Consider the following 16,243-nt stretch of genomic DNA (forward strand, 5'->3'; position numbering starts at 1 on the left):
ATCCGTTGAATGTTCCGATCAACGCGATGTGAGATCGTCCGGCAGTTCGCGGTGCTGGTATTTGCGGAATACTTCGCGCAGCGTGCCATTGTCGAAATTGGTTTTCACCCAGGTGTTGAGCCAATCCTGCAATGGCTTTTCGCCCTTGGGCAAAGCTATGCCGAGATTGGTTTCAGCCTGCGTGAACTTTACTTCCAGCGGTTCCTTGCCTGCGCGCTTGGCATTGATGCCGCCCAGAACTGCCGACTGGCTGGAAATGATGTCGAGCTGCCCAGTGACTGCAGCGGTAATGAGTGTTGCATCATCTTCGAAGCGGACAATTTGTGCGCCCGGCGCATTCTTGGTGATATCCATGTCATTGGTCGTTGCGCGGGTCACGCCAATCCTCTTGCCCGCAAGGTCGGCATAGCTCTTGATTTCAATTTCCTTGGGCGCAATGACGATGATGCTCAGCGTTGCATAGGGCACCGTATAGTCGACCGCCTTTTTTCGCTCTTCTGTGATGCCGAGTGCCGAAACCAGAATATCGGCCTTGCCGGTCTGGATCGTGGGAACGCGTGCCGCATTGGTAATTTCGATCAGGTCAAGATCGACGCCGAGATCCTTGGCGATGAGCTTGGCGGTTTCGACGTCCGAGCCGGTCGGCTTCAAATTCTCGTCGACATAGGAATATTGCGGAATTCCCATGGCAACAGCAATGCGCACCTTGCCGGCTTTCTTGATGTTTTCAAGCGAATCCGCATGAGCGGCTGACGCCAGCATGAGCAGGGCCGCACTCGCGGCAATGCCGAATTTCGTAAGCAATCTCATTATTCTCTCTCCCTTTTGTGATTATGAGGTTGGTTCTGTCACAGGTCGTTGGCCAGAAAATCCTTCAATTCCTGGGTTTGCGGATGAACGAGCATTTCGCCGGTGCCGGTTTCCCAGACCCGCCCGGTATTCATGTAAATGACGCGGTTTGCGACCTTGCGGGCAAATGCCATTTCATGGGTGACGACGATCATGGTCATGCCGCCTTTGGCGAGATCTTCCATGACGCGCAAAACTTCGCCGGTCAGCTGCGGATCAAGCGCTGACGTTACCTCGTCGAAAAGCATGACCTTTGGCTGCATGGCGAGCGAGCGGGCAATCGCCACACGCTGCTGCTGGCCCCCCGACAATTGTTCGGGATAGGCATCGATCTTCTGCAACAGGCCAACCTTTGAGAGCACGGCCTTGGCGGTTTCCATTGCTTCGCTGCGGCCAATGCTTTTCACGCGCCGCAGCGCCAGCATGATATTTTCGGCAACATTCATATGTGGAAACAGATTGTAGCTTTGGAAAACCATGCCGACATCCTGCCGCAGCGCGCGGATATCGAGACTGGGTGAATGCACCTGATGACCGCAAACCTCGATTGTTCCACCCTGAATGGTTTCGAGCCTGTTTATGCAACGCAAGGCCGTGCTCTTGCCCGAACCCGATTGTCCAATCAAAGCCACGACTTCACCGGCTTCGATCTCGAAGGAAACGCCCTTGAGTACCTCGACAGTGCCGAAGCGTTTGATGACTTCGTTGAGCTTAACGACGGCCGACATTTAATTTCCTCTCAAGCGAACGGCTCCAGACCGAAAGCGGGTAGCAGACGCAAAAATAAAAGGCGGCAGCGATACCGAAGACGAGAAACGGCTGGAAAAGCGAATTGTTGATGACTTGCGCTGCGCGGGTCAGCTCGACGAAGCCGACAACCGAGGCAAGCGATGTGTTCTTGATAAGTTGCACCATGAAACCAACGGTGGGCGGTGTCGCTATGCGCAGCGCCTGCGGCAGGATCACGTCTTTCAGGGTCTGCCAGCGGGTGAGGGCAAGACATTCAGCCGCCTCAAACTGCGTGCGGGGCACGGATTCAACGCAACCGCGCCAGATTTCGCCGAGATAAGCGCTGGAATAGATCATCATGCCGAGACTGGCAGCCACGAGCGGCGGAACCTCGATGCCGATAACGCCAAGGCCGAAATAAATGACGAACATCAGGATCAGCAGCGGCATGCCCTGAATGAACTGGACATAGAGTAGTGAAACCCGCCGCAGCCAGCGCAGGGTTGACGTGCGCGCCAGCATGACGAAGAACCCGGCAACGCCGCCGAGAAGGAAGGCAAGCGCGGAAAGTATGACAGTCCAAAGCAGGCCGTTGAGCAGATAAACGAGATGATTTGTGGTGAAACCGCCGGTCATGTTCTCATCCTCACAAGGGTGTGCCGAGACGGCGGCGGCGCGGGAAAATTCCAAGCGCGATGAGATGGAAGCCAGCCCGCAAAAGATAAGTGATTGCGAGATAGAGCAGAGCGATGACGATGTAGGTTTCGAATGAACGGAAGGTGTAGGACTGGATATTATTGGCGACGCCGGTCAATTCCTCCGCCGAAATCTGCGAGGTGATCGATGTGGAAAGCATCATCAAAATGAACTGGCTGGTCAGCGCCGGATAGACCCGCTCGATCGCTGGCATGAGGATAATGTCGCGGTAGATCTGGAAACGTGAAAGCCCAAGCGCCTCTGCTGCTTCGATCTGGCTTGGATGCACAGCTTCCATGCCTGCCCGAACAATTTCAGCCGTATACGCCCCTACATTAATGACCATTGCAAATACGGCGGCAAAAAAGACCGGCATGGTTATGCCAATGGAAGAAAGGCCGAAGAAAATGAAGAATATCTGCACGATAAAGGGCGTATTGCGAACGACCTCGATATAGATGCCGACAATGAGGCGAAGCCAGGCATAGGCGCTGCGCCGGGCGACCGCGCAAAGCACGCCTATGACCAATCCGATCGCCACCGCGACGACAGTCATTTGGACTGTTGTGAGCGCTCCGGCAAGGAAGTCCTTCCAATAGGGCAGGAGAGCGGCGAAATCGAATTGGTAATTCATGGCTTACCTATCGTAAGCGAAAGCTTACGCTTTTCAGAGTTTGTCATCGAGCCAGCCAACCGCCATCGACAGGCAGAACTGTTCCATGCACATAGTCAGAGGCCTTGGAGGCGAGGAAGACCGCGGCGCCGCCTATGTCGGAAGGTTCGCCCCAACGGGCGGCTGGAATACGCGCCAGAATTTGCGCGCTGCGGTCCTGATCTTCGCGCAAGGCGGTTGTGTTATTGGTCACGAAATAGCCGGGAGCGATGGCGTTTACGTTTACGCCCTTGGCGGCCCATTCGCAGGCAAGCAGCCGGGTAATGCCTGCAAGTCCGCTTTTCGATGCCGTATAGGATGGAATCCGAATGCCGCCTTGAAACGACAAAAGCGAAGCAATGTTGATAATCTTGCCTTGCCCTTTACCGATCATGTGCCGTCCGGCGGCTTGCGACAGGAAGAATGCCGATTTGAGATTGGTGTCAATCACCGCATCCCAATCCTCTTCGGTGAAATCCACGGCGTCATTGCGCCGGATAATGCCCGCATTATTGACGAGGATATCCAGACGTTCGAAAGATTGAAGCGTTTCGTCGATGATCCTGCCAACAGGTTCAATCGTCCCGAGATCGGCCTTGATCTCGATGAATTGTCTGCCCGCCGCTTCTATCAAATGACGCGTGTCATCCATGGACGAACGTCCAACGGCAGCGATGGAAGCGCCTGCCTGTGCGAGGGCCAGGGCTATACCCTGGCCGATGCCGGTATTGGCTCCGGTAACAATCGCTACCTTGCCCTGAAGATCGAAAAGATTGTTCATCGCAGCACACTCATCGGTACGTGGTCCATGTCGGTAAAGCTCTTATTGTCGCCGCCCATTGCCCAGATGAAGGCATAATTGGCCGTGCCCACGCCGGAATGGATCGACCAGCCGGGGGAAAGGATCGCCTGCTCATTTGCCACGATCATGTGGCGCGTCTGAGTCGGCTCGCCCATCATGTGAAAAATGCGGGTATCGGTGGCAAGGTCGAAATAAAGATAGGCCTCCGAGCGGCGGTCATGCGTATGGCAGGGCATGGTGTTCCACATATTGCCGGGTTCGAGCTGTGTCATGCCCATGACAAGCTGGCAGCTCTCGCAAATATCCGGGTGGATATACTGGTAAAGCGTACGCTTATTGGCGGTCAGCTGATCGCCCAGTATCAGCTTGTTGGCTTGTTCAGGCTTGATAAGCACATTTGGATGCGAAGCGTGAGCAGGCGTTGAAAGTAGATAGAACTTAGCCGGATTTGCCGCATCCACGCTCTCGAAGATCACATTGACGACGCCTTTGCCGACATAGAGACAGTCGCGGGTGGCAAGTTCGTGCACAATGCCGTCAAGCGACACGCGGCCAGCGCCGCCAATGTTGAATATGCCAAGTTCTCGTTGCGCAAGAAAGAATTCCTGACCCACGGGAGTGGGCGCAGTCAGCGGCAGAGGCTTGGAGAGGGGCACCGCCCCGCCAATGATCAACCGGTCAATATGACTATAGGTGAGGGTAATCTCATCGGCCTCGAACATGTTTTCCATCAGGAAATGACGACGCAGTTCGTCCGTGTCAAAATTGCGTACCGCATCCGGATGGCAAACCTGTCTCACTTCGATCTTCATTTCAGAACCTTTGCATGTCGGTGTTTTGCCGCTTTAAAAGCAGTCAGTCAGTCATCATCGATGAAAAATGCCGGGTCGACATTCGTCGTGTCTTTCACCTCGTTCAGCATCTGCCCGAGGTGAAAACCCATGGCTTCTGTTGCGTGCGCTATATCGTGGCGGCGGATGCCATCGAGAATTGCTTCATGCTCGACAATGACGCGGGTAAGACGCCCGCTGAGCGGCAGTGTCAGCCGCCGATAGCGGTCGATCTGCATCTTTACCTGCTGGATCACGTTCCATATGCCGGGAAATCCGGCAATTGAATTGATCGACAGATGAAAATCCGTATCAGCGCTGTGAAAGCGTTCATTGTCGCCAGATGCTTCGGCGGCCACGAGATCGGCAATGCTTCGTTCCAGCCGGGCAATATCGGCAGGCCCCGCCTGTTCGGCAGCCAGCTTCACGGTCGTCTCTTCAAGGGATTTGCGGATGAGGATTGCTTCATAGAGCGCGCGTCGCGGAATGCGCGAAACGAAAGTTCCCGATTGTGGAAAAATATCGATCAGCCCGTCATCGGCAAGTCGCAAAACCGCTTGGTGGACAGGCGTGCGGCTCACGCCAAACTGCGCGGCAATTTCCTTCTCAAGAATGGGCTCCATCGGTCTGCGGCGCAGCGAAATAATGTCGTCAAGCAGTTGCTTGTAAATATGGGTTGCAGCCCTGGGGGTGGCTGCCCGCTGCTGAGCATAGTCCGTGCTGGATGTCGCGAGCGGGTGAGCCCGGTCACGCTTCCGCTCCGATGATGCGACGGGGTTATCGGTCACTGAAAGCCGCAATCGCCCGCAAGGCGGGTCGTTAACAGGGGAAACCGGAACTTTTGATACTGCAAGAAAACCTCCTCCCAAAGGATTTGAAATATAAATATTCTAATATTTTAGTTTTGGCAAGCGCTTGCTTTCCGCTGAAGCGGGCCGAAGGATCACTGCCGGGAAAGCTGTTGCAATTATGCGTTGCACAGTTTACGCATATACACCGAAGCGAGATTGTATCCGGTTGTATTGCCGATGAAGTACAACCTCTCGTCGAGACTGAATTCTGATTTTATAGTAGCGTGCACGATATTTCGATAAGAACGGGCTGTTCTTTGACGACTGATTAAAAGCTTTGTGAAATTATGTGCCGTTAGGCGCGTCACCAGGTAATATTTACGATATAAAAATTGCCCGTAAACCATTTCATTTTGGGTATTGTGCGTTTTTTGGAAAGTTTCACGAATATTATGGAAACGGATTCAGGCAAATCACTGGACACATCCCGTCAACGCATTTTTGGCGTCCCCGTGGTCGCAGTTATTGGCCTTCCGCTTTTGGCCCTGCTGATTGTGCTGTTTTTGGGTTTTAGCCTGATCTTGCAGACGCAACGTACCGATCTGACAAAGACTTATGCTGACAGGACGGCGGAGTTTCTGGCCAGAGATATCGCCAATCAACTCGGCCATCTTGTTACGCCGCTTGAGGAATATGCCGATGCTTTTGCATCGCGGGTAAAAGCTGCTGGATGCAGCAATGCTGAATGTGTTTTTTCTTTTATCGAGGCGGATAGGGCCACTCCAGAGCGGGTTCCTATCCAGGTGTCGGTTCTCCGTTTCGGTGCAAGCAATGGTCATCTGTTAAGCGTTTTCAAGATCAAGGAGACCGACCGGGATTTTAAGGGGCAGGGCAAGACGCAATCGGACAACCCATCGCGTCTTCTTGTGACAAGGCCGGACAGGCCCATGCAAGAACGTGACTTCAATCTGTTTGAGCGAGGCTGGTATCGCGGCGGTATTGTCGGCAGGACACCGACCTGGAGTGCTCCCTATGTGGTGAATAATACCAGTGATCTGTGCGCTTCCACGCAAGGCAGCGTATGGACCATGACCCGGGTTCTGCCAATTTTTGATCCGGATCGGAAGCCTTTAGGGGTCCTTGCACTCGACATGTGCGTCAATCGCATCAGCGCATTCCTGAGCAGCGCGACAGGCAATACTGTCCAGGAAATTAGCGTTTTCACGCCTTCCGGAGAGGAGCTTTCGGTTTCGGGCGGTCAATTCACGATCGGGCGGGACACAAGCAAAATCTCCGCCGACCTGGGAAACGCCGTATCTCTGGATAAGTTTGATCTCAAAGGCTGGCGCGTCGTCGTTACACTTGGTGACGAATTATCGGCGAAGGCGGATTGGGACTGGTATTATACGGCCGTCTGCTTGATCGGGCTTGCAATAAGCATTGCGCTGACTGCCTGGGCCGCGAGCTTTGTCGTCAATCCATTGATGCGGCTTTCAAGGGCTGTGACAGATGTCGGCAATCTCAATCTGGACACGCCCATCTCCGTTCCCACCAATATTAGAGAAGTCGGCCTGCTGGCCTCGGTGATTGAAAGAATGCGTCTTGTTCTGCAACGCAATCAGACGCGCCTCGAATTTCTGGCCTATCATGATCCGGCCAGCGGTTTTCTCAATCAGGCCGGCTTGGTCAAAGAGTATGATTTGCTGGTTGGCAAGGAAGGCCAGATTGATCTGATCCTCATAAAAATATGCAATTACCATCAGATCGCCAGCATTTTTGGCGATGAGGTTCTGGCACGAATGATCAGCAGCAAGATCGACAAGATTCAAGCCACGCTTGCAGGGGGCGTCGTGGGCTGCCTCAACAATAATCTGATAGCCTATATCTATCCCAGCGACGAGGGGGTGGATATTCCTCTCATGCGCAAGATGCTTGCGGAAATGCGGTTGCCTTATGAAAATGAGGGGATACGTATTTCACCGGTTATTGCCTGCTCCGTCGCCCAGAAACAGGGGCAAATAGAGCCATTCGGCTCTTTGCTGCGCCGCGCCAATGGTGCCATGTATCACGCGGAAGACACCAAGAGCGAAGATGCTGTCTGGCACAATTCCGCTCTCATTCAGGATCTGCGGGCAGCTTTGGATTTTGGCGGTGATATTACGCGGGCCATCGGGCGCGGCGAATTTTCAGTGAGATATCGCCCTGTCGTGGATTTGCGGACAGGCCGGATTTGCGAAGCGCATACAAGTGTTATCTGGCATCATCCGGAATTCGGAGACATCAAATCGCATAAGTTCATTCCAATCTTTGAACAAAATGGCTCCATTCTTCATCTCGGCCTTTTTATCATGTCACGAGCGTTTGAATTCCTGCACAATTTCAAAAAATACTATCCCGACAATAAATTACTGATCGGGATCAAGCTTTCTTTCCCCCAGCTCATGGACCCGCTGTTCATTGAACGCATCAGGGAGCTGCAGGCCGAATGGGGCGTCAATGCTTCGGAAGTAAATTTCATTATTTCGCAGAATATTGCGATGCTTGACGATCAGCAGATCTTCCGTGTCATGCGCAGGCTGCGGGATATCGGTTTCCGCCTGATAGTCGACCAGTTTGCCATGTCTCATTCTACGGTAAATGGAGCCATGGCGCTCCAATATGATGGAATGATGATTGGGTCGGAGGCCTATCGGAACATTGACCAGCCAGGCCCCGAGCGAGTCATTCTGTCAGCAGTATGCGAACTGGCAGGAAAACTGGATATGGAAAGAATAGCCGTTGGAATTGATACGCATGCCATCATCGAGCCATTGGTAAAATGCGGCTGCAATTTTGGCCGGGGTCCATGGTTTGGCCATTCGGGCTCGGAACAGGAGTTTCTGTCGCGCTATGACGAGAACGCCGCCATGTTCTCCAATGAGCCCGCTCACTGAGCAGATGACGTCTGCACCGACTTTGTGCGTGGTTCGATGAGGCTCACAATGAGGAAGCTGAGATGATTTTAAACGGTGAAGATTATCTGTGCAGTTTACCAACTTTCCTCATGGTGAGCCTCATCGAACCACGCACTATATAGTTGCAAGTTTAATTGCCGAGCTAGGCGATGGGCCAAATGCAATAAGCCTACCCATCCCCTAATCAACACGCCCGCGAGCGGCCACCGGGGCGATCTCAGTGACCGTATCGCCCGAAATAAGCACGACACTATCGAAGAGATTGGACACGACACAGGCATGATTGGGGATGATGCGGATGCGCTCGCCTACCTTGGGCTTGTGCTCACATGCAGACAGGTCGATTGTGCCATGCTCTTCGCTAAGCGAGGAAATGACCGCATCTGGATATTCCACCACCCTGCCAAATCCGCTTAAACCCAATGTATCGCTTGTCAGCGACTTCGAGCCCGCGTCGATGATGGCGCGATTTTCGGTCGGGCGGCTTACGACAGTTGCAAGCACGGTGAGAGCGCAATCATCAAGGGTGCCGGCACCTTTGGCGACCTGAAAGAGATCCATATAGATATAAGTGCCAGGACGGTGTTCCGTTGCGCTCGCCACTTCGTGAGCCCGCCACATATCGGGGGTTCCGCCATTGGAAATGGTGTGCGGGTCCAGCCCCGCTGCGATCGCCAGTTTTTCCGCCTCTGCGAGAAATGCCTGCGTGGTTTCGATACCGCCAGTTTTCGGATATGTCATGAAGCCGGCAAAGTTAAGCCCTTCCGATGCGTCGATCAGCTTGGCAAGCGCGACCGCTTCCTGCGGGGATTGAACGCCGCAGCGGCCCATGCCCGTATCGCATTCGACCAGAACGGTCAGTGGCTTCTTGCGCCCGGCAAAAGCCTCGGCATAACCGCGTATGGCCGTTTCATTATCTGCGGTTACGCTGATCGTGATGCGCTCATTAAGCTTGGCAAGACGCTCAAGCTTTGCCTTGCCGATAATATTGTAGGGGATGAAAATATCGCTCATTCCCGCATCGGCCATCACTTCAGCCTCGCCGAGTTTTTGGCAAGTAATCCCGATAGCGCCAAGCTCTATGGCTCGTTTGGCAAAACGCGGCAATTTATGTGTCTTGATATGCGGACGCACGGTCAAGGCATGATTGTCGGCATAGGTCTGGAATTTTTGCAGATTTGCCTCTGCGCGGTCCGTGTCGATGAGAACAGCGGGTGTATCAATATCGGTCAGCTTCAATCTCAATCTCCGAGCGGCAGTGTGGTCGCGTTATTGGCGTGCATGGCTTGCAGGTTCTTGATGCGGCGCATCCGCTCGACGGCAGGGGCACCGATTTTTTCGGCAACGGTCATTGCCAGCATATCGGTAAGCGCGAGCAGGGCATAGCGGGCGGGGGAGGGCCGGTAAACATTGGTGCCTTCGTCAATGTGAAAAGGCATGACAAGTTCTGCGGCCGCCGCAAGCTTCGTGCCGGGTGCCGTGAAGGCAATTGTTTTGGCGCCATAGCGCCGCGCGATCATGACGGCCTCGATCAAGGGCTTGATTTCCCCTGAAAGCGAATAGGCAATGATTACGGTATCCTTGTTGCTGGTTGCCGCTGTCATCTGCTGCATTTCGCCATCAATATGCGATGAGGCGGCAATGCCCAGGCGGAACAGGCGATTTTCCATTTCGGTAGCTGCCATTGAGGACGACCCGCCGGAGCCATAGGCGCGAACCATTCCCGCTTGCGCAATGAGCGAGGCCGCAAGTTCCAGATCGTCTCTGTTGATCAGATTGCACACGGTTTCGACAGCATCGACGGCGCTGCGCGCGATGACCGACGTCACACTGCCGTTTTCATCCTGCGCGGGTCCCGGCGCGATAAACCGCCCGGCAATAGCAAGCGATTGCGCCAGCCTTACCTTGAAATCCCGCGTGCCCTCAAAACCGAGCATACGGCAGAAACGCGTGATTGTCGGCTCGCTCACCCCAGCCTTTTCGGCCAGCTTGTTGATAGGCGCATGAGTGGCGAAATCCGCATCGGACAAGATCGCAGCTGCGACCTGGCTGTCGGAATGTTTGCCTGTATCGGCAACTTCTCTCAGCCTTGCAACGATGTCGAAATGCGGTGGTGCCATCTGTTGCTTTATCCATCTCGTTTGCAATAACGATGTGCGTGGTTTGACAAGCTCACCATGAGGGAGGAATTTAGTGGCAAAACAAAAGCCAGTAACCTCACAGCTTTATGCAAGCAACCCACCTTCCTTATGGTTGGCTATCCTGAGCTTGTCGAAGGGCGAACCAAGCACAGGTCAAATTCTGTTTCCGGTTTTAGCGTCAAAGACATGCACCTTTGCCGGGTCAACCGTCAATGATAATTGAGTGCCGGGCTCCGGCGCCAAACGATCACGGAACACGCAGCGCACGGCAACACCGGAAATCGTGCCGAACAAATGGGTCTCGGAACCTGTCGGCTCAATCACCTCGACGTGATAGGCAAATCCATTGCCATCAGGTGCGAGGCGGTAATGTTCGGGGCGTATGCCGATCTCGACCGGCTGGCCCGAAGCGGCAGTGGTATCGCCGACCGGAATGATGGTGCCATTGTCGGTGCGAACCTTTGGCGCGCCATCGCCGCGCTCCAATGTTCCAGGAATGAAGGTCATGGCGGGCGAGCCAAGGAAACCCGCAACGAATTTGTTGACCGGCTTGTCGTAAAGCTCAAGTGGCGAGCCCGCCTGCTCAATACGCCCGGCATTCATGACAACGATTCGGTCCGCCATGGTCATGGCTTCGATCTGGTCATGGGTAACATAGACCATTGTGGTCTTTAACTGCTGGTGAAGCGCCTTCAGCTCCGTGCGCATCTGCACGCGCAGCTTGGCATCAAGATTGGAAAGCGGCTCATCGAATAAGAACAGGTCCGGCTCGCGCACGATTGTACGCCCCATTGCAACCCGCTGGCGCTGCCCGCCGGAAAGTTGGCGCGGCACGCGGTCCAGATAGTCATGCAGATTGAGCGTTTCCGCAGCCTTGCCGACCTTCGCGTCAATGGCTGCAGCCGACTCGCGCCGGATTTTCGGACCAAAGCCGATATTCTTGCGCACACTCATATGCGGAAACAAAGCATAGCTCTGAAACACCATCGAAATATTGCGCTGCTGCGGCGGCAGACCATTGGACAGGCGGTCACCGATCCATAACTCACCGGAAGAAATATCCTCCAATCCGGCAATCATGCGCAGGAGCGTGGATTTCCCGCAGCCGGAAGGTCCGATCAGCACCAGAAATTCGCCGTCCCGCACTTCGAGGTCGATCCCATGCAGTATATTCATTGCGCCATAGGATTTGGCGAGTTGCTTGATCTGTAGTCCGGCCATGTCACTTGTCTCCGGCGAGCACGTCATTGATGAAATGGAGATTGCCTGCTGTCAGGCCAGCATCGACAGTCAGTGTTGCACCGGTAATTCCCGATGCGGAGGCGCAACTGAGGAAGAAGGCTGCTTGCGCCACTTCGCCAGGCGTTACAAGGCGTCCGAGCGGATAATGCGGCAGAACCTTTGCCAGAAGCTCCGGCTGTTTTTCCAGACGATGATCCCATGCCGGCGTGCGCACCGATCCGGGGCACACTGCATTGGACCTTATACCGAAGCGGCCGCGCTCAACTGCGAGCGCCTTCATATAGGCGATCATGCCAGCCTTAGCGGCCGAATAGGCGGGATTGCCGAAATGGCTGAGCGCATTGACCGATGAGATGAATACGATGCTGCCGCCGCCTTTTGCGGCCATGGCCTCGGCAATCGGGTCCGTGACATGAAATGCGCCATTTAGATTGGTCGCAATTTCGCGCTCCCAAACATCGCCATCGACCTGATCGAGAATCTCGCCGCGGGAAAAGCCGGCATTATTGATCAATACGTCCGGTGTGCCGTGATCGGCAATAAAGTTTCGAATTGCGCTGCCAGTCTGCGCCTTGTCATTGATGTTGAAGACAAGCCCATTTGCCAGCGGCAGACCGGTCAATAAGCTCTCATCTTGATCGGCGCCTGAAACAATGGCCCCTGCCGCATTGAACGTGTCGATCAATGCTTGCCCGATGCCGCCACCCGCGCCGGTTATAAACACCTGTTTGCCATACAAACCAAGGGCTCTGTGCAATGTCTCTGAAGTCATATCGTGACCTTGTTTTGAAATGTTCCCCTAGCTTATTAATGACGGCATATGAAAAAAAGCAACATAAAACTGTCATAACCCCTCAATTTTTGACTTGCATGAAAATAAATTACATAGAATGATGGTGAAAGTTTCAAAATTACGCCGATGGGAGAATGCGGCGTGTAACAAAGGGGAACATCATGATGATCAGAAAACTAAGCCTACTTGCAGGCCTTAGCCTTCTCGCCTTTTCGGGTGGAGCATTTGCCGACACCGTCCGCGTCACCATTGCTGAATACAGCAAGGGCACAGGCCCCTATTTCGAAGAAGCTGCCAAAGCCTTCGAAGCGGCCAATCCAGATACGAAAATCCAGATCGAAGTTGTGCCTTGGGACAGCCTCCAGCAGAAACTGACGACCGATATTTCGGCCGGTGCCAATGCCGACCTTTCCATTATCGGCACGCGCTGGCTGCTGGATTATGTCAAGGAAGGCATTATCGCCCCGCTTGACGGCAATATTACGCCGGATTTCAAGGCGCGCTTCATCGATACATTCCTCACGCCATCGGTCATGGACGGTAAGGTTTATGGCCTGCCGATCGCAGCTTCAGCGCGCGCCATGTATTATAACAAGGATATCTTCGCCAAGGCTGGCATTGATACCCCGCCTGCAACCTGGGCAGACTTCAAGACGAGCGCCGAAAAGATCAAGGCGCTTGGCACCGAGACCTATGGTTTCGGCTTGCAGGGCAAGGAAATCGAGACGGATGTCTATTTCTATTATGGGCTCTGGGCCAATGGCGGCGAGATCGTCAAGGATGGGAAATCCGGTCTTGATTCAAAAGCAGCCATTGATACGGCGACGCTTTACAAGAGCTTTATCGATGGCGGTCTGACCCAGCCGGGTGTTACCTCCTATAGTCGCGAAGATGTGCAGAATCTGTTCAAGCAGGGCAAGGTTGCAACCGTCATCACCGCGCCATTCCTTTCCGGCCAGATCAAGACCGAAGCGCCAAATCTCAATTATGGCGTAGCGCCCATTCCCGCCGGTCCTGATGGCGGCAAGGGTACCTATGGCGTGACGGATTCCATCGTCCTGTTCGAAAATTCAAAGAACAAGGAAGCAGCATGGAAATTCCTCGACTTCCTGTTCACGACGGAACAGCGCACAAAATTTGACAAGATCGAGGGCTTCCTTCCCGTCAATGCCGAAGAAGCCAAAGACCCGTATTTTGCCGATAATGCCGATCTGAAAGTATTCGCGAACCTTCTTCCGAATGCGCGTTTTGCTCCGGTCATTCCGGGCTGGGAAGACATTGCCCAGACAACGTCCAACGCCATCCAGAAGATTTATCTGGGGCAGGGCGAGATCGAGCCAACGCTGAAAGAAGCCGCCGCCAAGATCAATGAGACGTTGAAGTAACATACCCCTCCCGGCTGCTTGGCAGCCACCCTCCCCACAAGGGGGAGGGCATGGTGCCACATCCGGCTATCTGGCTCTAAAGTCGGGTCAAGCGCTAGCCCAACCCTCCCCCTTGTGGGGAGGGACGGACCCCAGGTCCGGGGAGGGGTCTTTTACAAACCAAAGGTAATTCCATCGATGCAACGGGCTTCAGTCCCCTATTTTCTCATCCTGCCGAGCTTTCTTCTGGCGGCTGCCATCATCCTTTGGCCGCTAAAGGAGATCGTCTCGCTATCGTTGCATGATGTGAACCGCTTTGGCATGTTGAAGGATTTCATCGGTCTTGAGCATTATCGCAGCCTGTTCGCCAATCCGGATTTCATTGCCGCGACATGGCGCACCCTGTTCTGGACCGCTGCCGTTGTCATTGGCACGCTGATTGTTTCCGTTCCCATCGCGCTTATCCTCAATGAGGATTTTTATGGCCGCGGCATTGCGCGCATTCTCATCATGCTGCCTTGGGCCATATCCTTGACCATGACTGCAATTGTCTGGCGCTGGGCGTTGAATGGCGAAAGCGGCATGCTTAATTCGGCGCTGCGTGATCTCGGGATCATCAACACCAATATTCAGTGGCTGGCGGAAGCCTCGACCGCTTTTCCCATGCAGATACTCATCGGCATTCTGGTCTCGGTGCCCTTTACGGTCACAATCTTCCTTGGCGGCCTTTCTTCCGTGCCGGAAGATCTCTATGAGGCGGCGGCGACTGAGGGTGCGGGACGCTGGGACCAGTTTCGCCTGATCACGCTGCCTCTGCTCAAGCCCTTCATCAATATCGCCTTCGTGCTGAACACGATTTATGTGTTCAATTCCTTCCCCATCATCTGGGCGACGACGCAGGGCGGTCCGGCCAATTCCACCGATATTCTGGTCACCTATCTTTATAAAACCGCCTTCCGCATGGGCAGGCTGGGCGAAGCCGCCGCCGTTTCGCTGATCATGTTCGCCATTCTCATTATTTTCACTATTCTTTATGTGCGCCTCGCCATGCGGGAGGAAAAGCAATGAGCAAGAAACTGAAACGCTCCATTCTGTTCTGGCTTTTCCTGTCGCCTATTGTCGTGGTGATCCTGTTTCCCTATGCGGTGATGGCCATAAGCTCGCTGAAATCCGCAACGGAAGTGCTCAATCCGACCTGGTGGCCGGACGAGCTGCATTGGCAAAATTTCCCGGAAATGTGGCGCACCTCCGGCATTGCATCGGCACTGGCCAATTCGCTTTACGTGTCCGGCCTGTCCACTGCCCTGACGATCCTTGTCTCCATTCCTGCCGCCTATGCGCTCAGCCGCTATCAATTTGCCGGGCGCAATGCCTTCCGCCAGTTTTTGCTCATCTCGCAAATGCTCTCGCCCATCGTACTGGTCATCGGGCTTTTCCGCCTTGTTGCCGGGGCGGGTATGATTGATAGCCTCAATGTGCTCGTCATCATCTATACGGCCTTCAACATCGCCTTTTGCGTGTGGATGCTGCAAAGCTATTTCTCCACCATCCCGCGCGATCTGGAAGAGGCCGCGTGGATGGAAGGCGCAAGCCGCACGCGCACGCTCTTCACCGTGTTTCTACCGCTGGCGGTTCCCGCCATGGTGGTTACGGCGATTTTCACCTTCATCAATGCTTGGAATGAGTTTGTCATTGCGCTGACCATGCTGCGCACCGAAGGCAGCTATACTTTGCCGATCCGCGTCTTTTCGCTGGTTGCGGGGCGCTATACGGTCGATTGGCACTATGTTATGGCCGCCGCTTTCGTCGCGTCAGTGCCGGTCGCCATACTTTTCGCCTGGCTGCAACGCTATCTGGTGCGCGGACTTTCCATCGGCGCAGTGAAATAATTCAACAACAGGAAACAGATCATGACAAAACAGCATTTCGGCCAGTCGCATGTGCCATTGTCGCCAGCGGTTCGGGCAGGGGATTTCATCTATATTTCCGGTCAGGTGCCGGTTGGCGCGGATGGAACAGTCATTATTGGCGGTATCGAAGCCCAGACCAAGCAGGTCATGGAAAACATCAAAGCCGCGCTCGCCCTTGCGGGGGCAGAGCTTTCCGATGTGGTCAAGACATTCGTCATTTTAGAAGATGCGCGCGAATTTGCTGCCTTCAACAAGACCTATGCCACCTATTTTCCGCAGAACCCGCCCGCGCGCACAACCATTGAATCGCGGCTGATGATCGATATCAAAATCGAGATTGAAGCGGTGGCCTATAAGCCTGCATGAATATTGTGCGCCCTTCGACAAGCTCAGGATGAGGGAGGTAGCGGGTTGCAAAGAAGCTCATCTTCAACGCTTCAGATCAAGCTCCCTGCAATCAACTAACTCCCTCATCCTGAGCTTGTCGAAG

At 54.2% G+C, this 16,243-nt stretch carries 16 protein-coding genes; 5 read left to right on the plus strand and 11 right to left on the minus strand.

Features of this window, described 5'->3' with window-relative positions:
* Positions 1-18: 18 nt before the first annotated feature.
* Genes AC6CHM_RS18440 through AC6CHM_RS18470 form a run of 7 tightly spaced genes read right to left on the minus strand, consistent with a single transcriptional unit; the run spans position 19 to position 5,346 of the window.
* On the minus strand, positions 19-810 hold the full coding sequence (locus AC6CHM_RS18440; protein ID WP_115053648.1) for a transporter substrate-binding domain-containing protein: 792 nt from the start codon (positions 808-810) through the stop codon (positions 19-21).
* 38 nt (positions 811-848) lie between these two features.
* Positions 849-1,577, minus strand: a complete 729-nt coding sequence (locus AC6CHM_RS18445; RefSeq protein WP_115053649.1) for an amino acid ABC transporter ATP-binding protein — start codon at positions 1,575-1,577, stop codon at positions 849-851.
* Complete coding sequence (locus AC6CHM_RS18450; protein WP_440808867.1) at positions 1,561-2,214, minus strand: amino acid ABC transporter permease; 654 nt, start codon at positions 2,212-2,214, stop codon at positions 1,561-1,563. Before AC6CHM_RS18450 ends, AC6CHM_RS18445 begins: the two co-directional genes overlap by 17 nt.
* Before the next feature lie 10 nt (positions 2,215-2,224).
* Positions 2,225-2,908, minus strand: a complete 684-nt coding sequence (locus AC6CHM_RS18455) for an amino acid ABC transporter permease (RefSeq protein ID WP_115053651.1) — start codon at positions 2,906-2,908, stop codon at positions 2,225-2,227.
* Between the two features lie 43 nt (positions 2,909-2,951).
* A complete protein-coding gene (gene kduD / locus AC6CHM_RS18460) occupies positions 2,952-3,707 on the minus strand; it encodes a 2-dehydro-3-deoxy-D-gluconate 5-dehydrogenase KduD (RefSeq protein ID WP_115053652.1) in 756 nt (251 codons plus the stop codon).
* Complete coding sequence (gene kduI, locus AC6CHM_RS18465; protein ID WP_337355011.1) at positions 3,704-4,540, minus strand: 5-dehydro-4-deoxy-D-glucuronate isomerase; 837 nt, start codon at positions 4,538-4,540, stop codon at positions 3,704-3,706. The genes kduD and kduI overlap by 4 nt, the downstream gene beginning before the upstream one ends.
* A 47-nt stretch (positions 4,541-4,587) precedes the next feature.
* Positions 4,588-5,346, minus strand: coding sequence for a GntR family transcriptional regulator (locus AC6CHM_RS18470; protein WP_115053654.1), 759 nt, complete (start codon positions 5,344-5,346; stop codon positions 4,588-4,590).
* Between the two features lie 455 nt (positions 5,347-5,801).
* On the opposite strand from AC6CHM_RS18470, the gene AC6CHM_RS18475 reads away from it, so the two are divergent.
* The gene (locus AC6CHM_RS18475; RefSeq protein WP_498173982.1) at positions 5,802-8,282 is read left to right on the plus strand and encodes an EAL domain-containing protein; all 2,481 of its coding nucleotides are present in this window, start codon (positions 5,802-5,804) and stop codon (positions 8,280-8,282) included.
* Between the two features lie 201 nt (positions 8,283-8,483).
* Here AC6CHM_RS18475 and AC6CHM_RS18480 read toward each other — a convergent pair whose 3' ends face one another.
* The 4 genes from AC6CHM_RS18480 to AC6CHM_RS18495 form a co-directional block, all read right to left on the minus strand.
* A complete protein-coding gene (locus AC6CHM_RS18480; RefSeq protein WP_337355009.1) occupies positions 8,484-9,542 on the minus strand; it encodes a D-TA family PLP-dependent enzyme in 1,059 nt (352 codons plus the stop codon).
* A gap of 2 nt (positions 9,543-9,544) precedes the next feature.
* Positions 9,545-10,423, minus strand: a complete 879-nt coding sequence (locus tag AC6CHM_RS18485; protein WP_115053657.1) for a MurR/RpiR family transcriptional regulator — start codon at positions 10,421-10,423, stop codon at positions 9,545-9,547.
* Between the two features lie 174 nt (positions 10,424-10,597).
* The gene (locus tag AC6CHM_RS18490; RefSeq protein ID WP_115053658.1) at positions 10,598-11,665 is read right to left on the minus strand and encodes an ABC transporter ATP-binding protein; all 1,068 of its coding nucleotides are present in this window, start codon (positions 11,663-11,665) and stop codon (positions 10,598-10,600) included.
* A gap of 1 nt (position 11,666) precedes the next feature.
* Positions 11,667-12,458 (minus strand): SDR family oxidoreductase, encoded by a 792-nt coding sequence (locus AC6CHM_RS18495; RefSeq protein WP_115053659.1) that lies wholly within the window; start codon positions 12,456-12,458, stop codon positions 11,667-11,669.
* Between the two features lie 182 nt (positions 12,459-12,640).
* Here AC6CHM_RS18495 and AC6CHM_RS18500 point away from each other — a divergent pair, with 182 nt between their 5' ends.
* The 4 genes from AC6CHM_RS18500 (at position 12,641) to AC6CHM_RS18515 (ending at position 16,119) form a co-directional block, all read left to right on the plus strand.
* Entirely contained in the window at positions 12,641-13,864 is a 1,224-nt protein-coding gene (locus AC6CHM_RS18500) for an ABC transporter substrate-binding protein (protein WP_498173985.1), read from the plus strand.
* 177 nt (positions 13,865-14,041) lie between these two features.
* A complete protein-coding gene (locus AC6CHM_RS18505; protein ID WP_307275351.1) occupies positions 14,042-14,911 on the plus strand; it encodes a carbohydrate ABC transporter permease in 870 nt (289 codons plus the stop codon).
* Positions 14,908-15,732 (plus strand): carbohydrate ABC transporter permease, encoded by an 825-nt coding sequence (locus AC6CHM_RS18510; protein WP_115053662.1) that lies wholly within the window; start codon positions 14,908-14,910, stop codon positions 15,730-15,732. Before AC6CHM_RS18505 ends, AC6CHM_RS18510 begins: the two co-directional genes overlap by 4 nt.
* Positions 15,733-15,750: 18 nt before the next feature.
* Positions 15,751-16,119, plus strand: coding sequence for a RidA family protein (locus tag AC6CHM_RS18515; RefSeq protein WP_307275947.1), 369 nt, complete (start codon positions 15,751-15,753; stop codon positions 16,117-16,119).
* Positions 16,120-16,243: the final 124 nt, after the last annotated feature.

The organism is Phyllobacterium sp. GQ127 (assembly GCF_059758635.1).

Bases quoted from the DNA above. Each gene is read 5' to 3' on its own strand.
- AC6CHM_RS18440 (WP_115053648.1), bottom strand. From the start codon at position 810: ATGAGATTGCTTACGAAATTCGGCATTGCCGCGAGTGCGGCCCTGCTC.
- AC6CHM_RS18445 (WP_115053649.1), bottom strand. From the start codon at position 1,577: ATGTCGGCCGTCGTTAAGCTCAACGAAGTCATCAAACGCTTCGGCACT.
- AC6CHM_RS18450 (WP_440808867.1), bottom strand. From the start codon at position 2,214: ATGACCGGCGGTTTCACCACAAATCATCTCGTTTATCTGCTCAACGGC.
- AC6CHM_RS18455 (WP_115053651.1), bottom strand. From the start codon at position 2,908: ATGAATTACCAATTCGATTTCGCCGCTCTCCTGCCCTATTGGAAGGAC.
- kduD (WP_115053652.1), bottom strand. From the start codon at position 3,707: ATGAACAATCTTTTCGATCTTCAGGGCAAGGTAGCGATTGTTACCGGA.
- kduI (WP_337355011.1), bottom strand. From the start codon at position 4,540: ATGAAGATCGAAGTGAGACAGGTTTGCCATCCGGATGCGGTACGCAAT.
- AC6CHM_RS18475 (WP_498173982.1), top strand. From the start codon at position 5,802: ATGGAAACGGATTCAGGCAAATCACTGGACACATCCCGTCAACGCATT.
- AC6CHM_RS18485 (WP_115053657.1), bottom strand. From the start codon at position 10,423: ATGGCACCACCGCATTTCGACATCGTTGCAAGGCTGAGAGAAGTTGCC.
- AC6CHM_RS18490 (WP_115053658.1), bottom strand. From the start codon at position 11,665: ATGGCCGGACTACAGATCAAGCAACTCGCCAAATCCTATGGCGCAATG.
- AC6CHM_RS18495 (WP_115053659.1), bottom strand. From the start codon at position 12,458: ATGACTTCAGAGACATTGCACAGAGCCCTTGGTTTGTATGGCAAACAG.
- AC6CHM_RS18500 (WP_498173985.1), top strand. From the start codon at position 12,641: ATGATGATCAGAAAACTAAGCCTACTTGCAGGCCTTAGCCTTCTCGCC.
- AC6CHM_RS18505 (WP_307275351.1), top strand. From the start codon at position 14,042: ATGCAACGGGCTTCAGTCCCCTATTTTCTCATCCTGCCGAGCTTTCTT.
- AC6CHM_RS18510 (WP_115053662.1), top strand. From the start codon at position 14,908: ATGAGCAAGAAACTGAAACGCTCCATTCTGTTCTGGCTTTTCCTGTCG.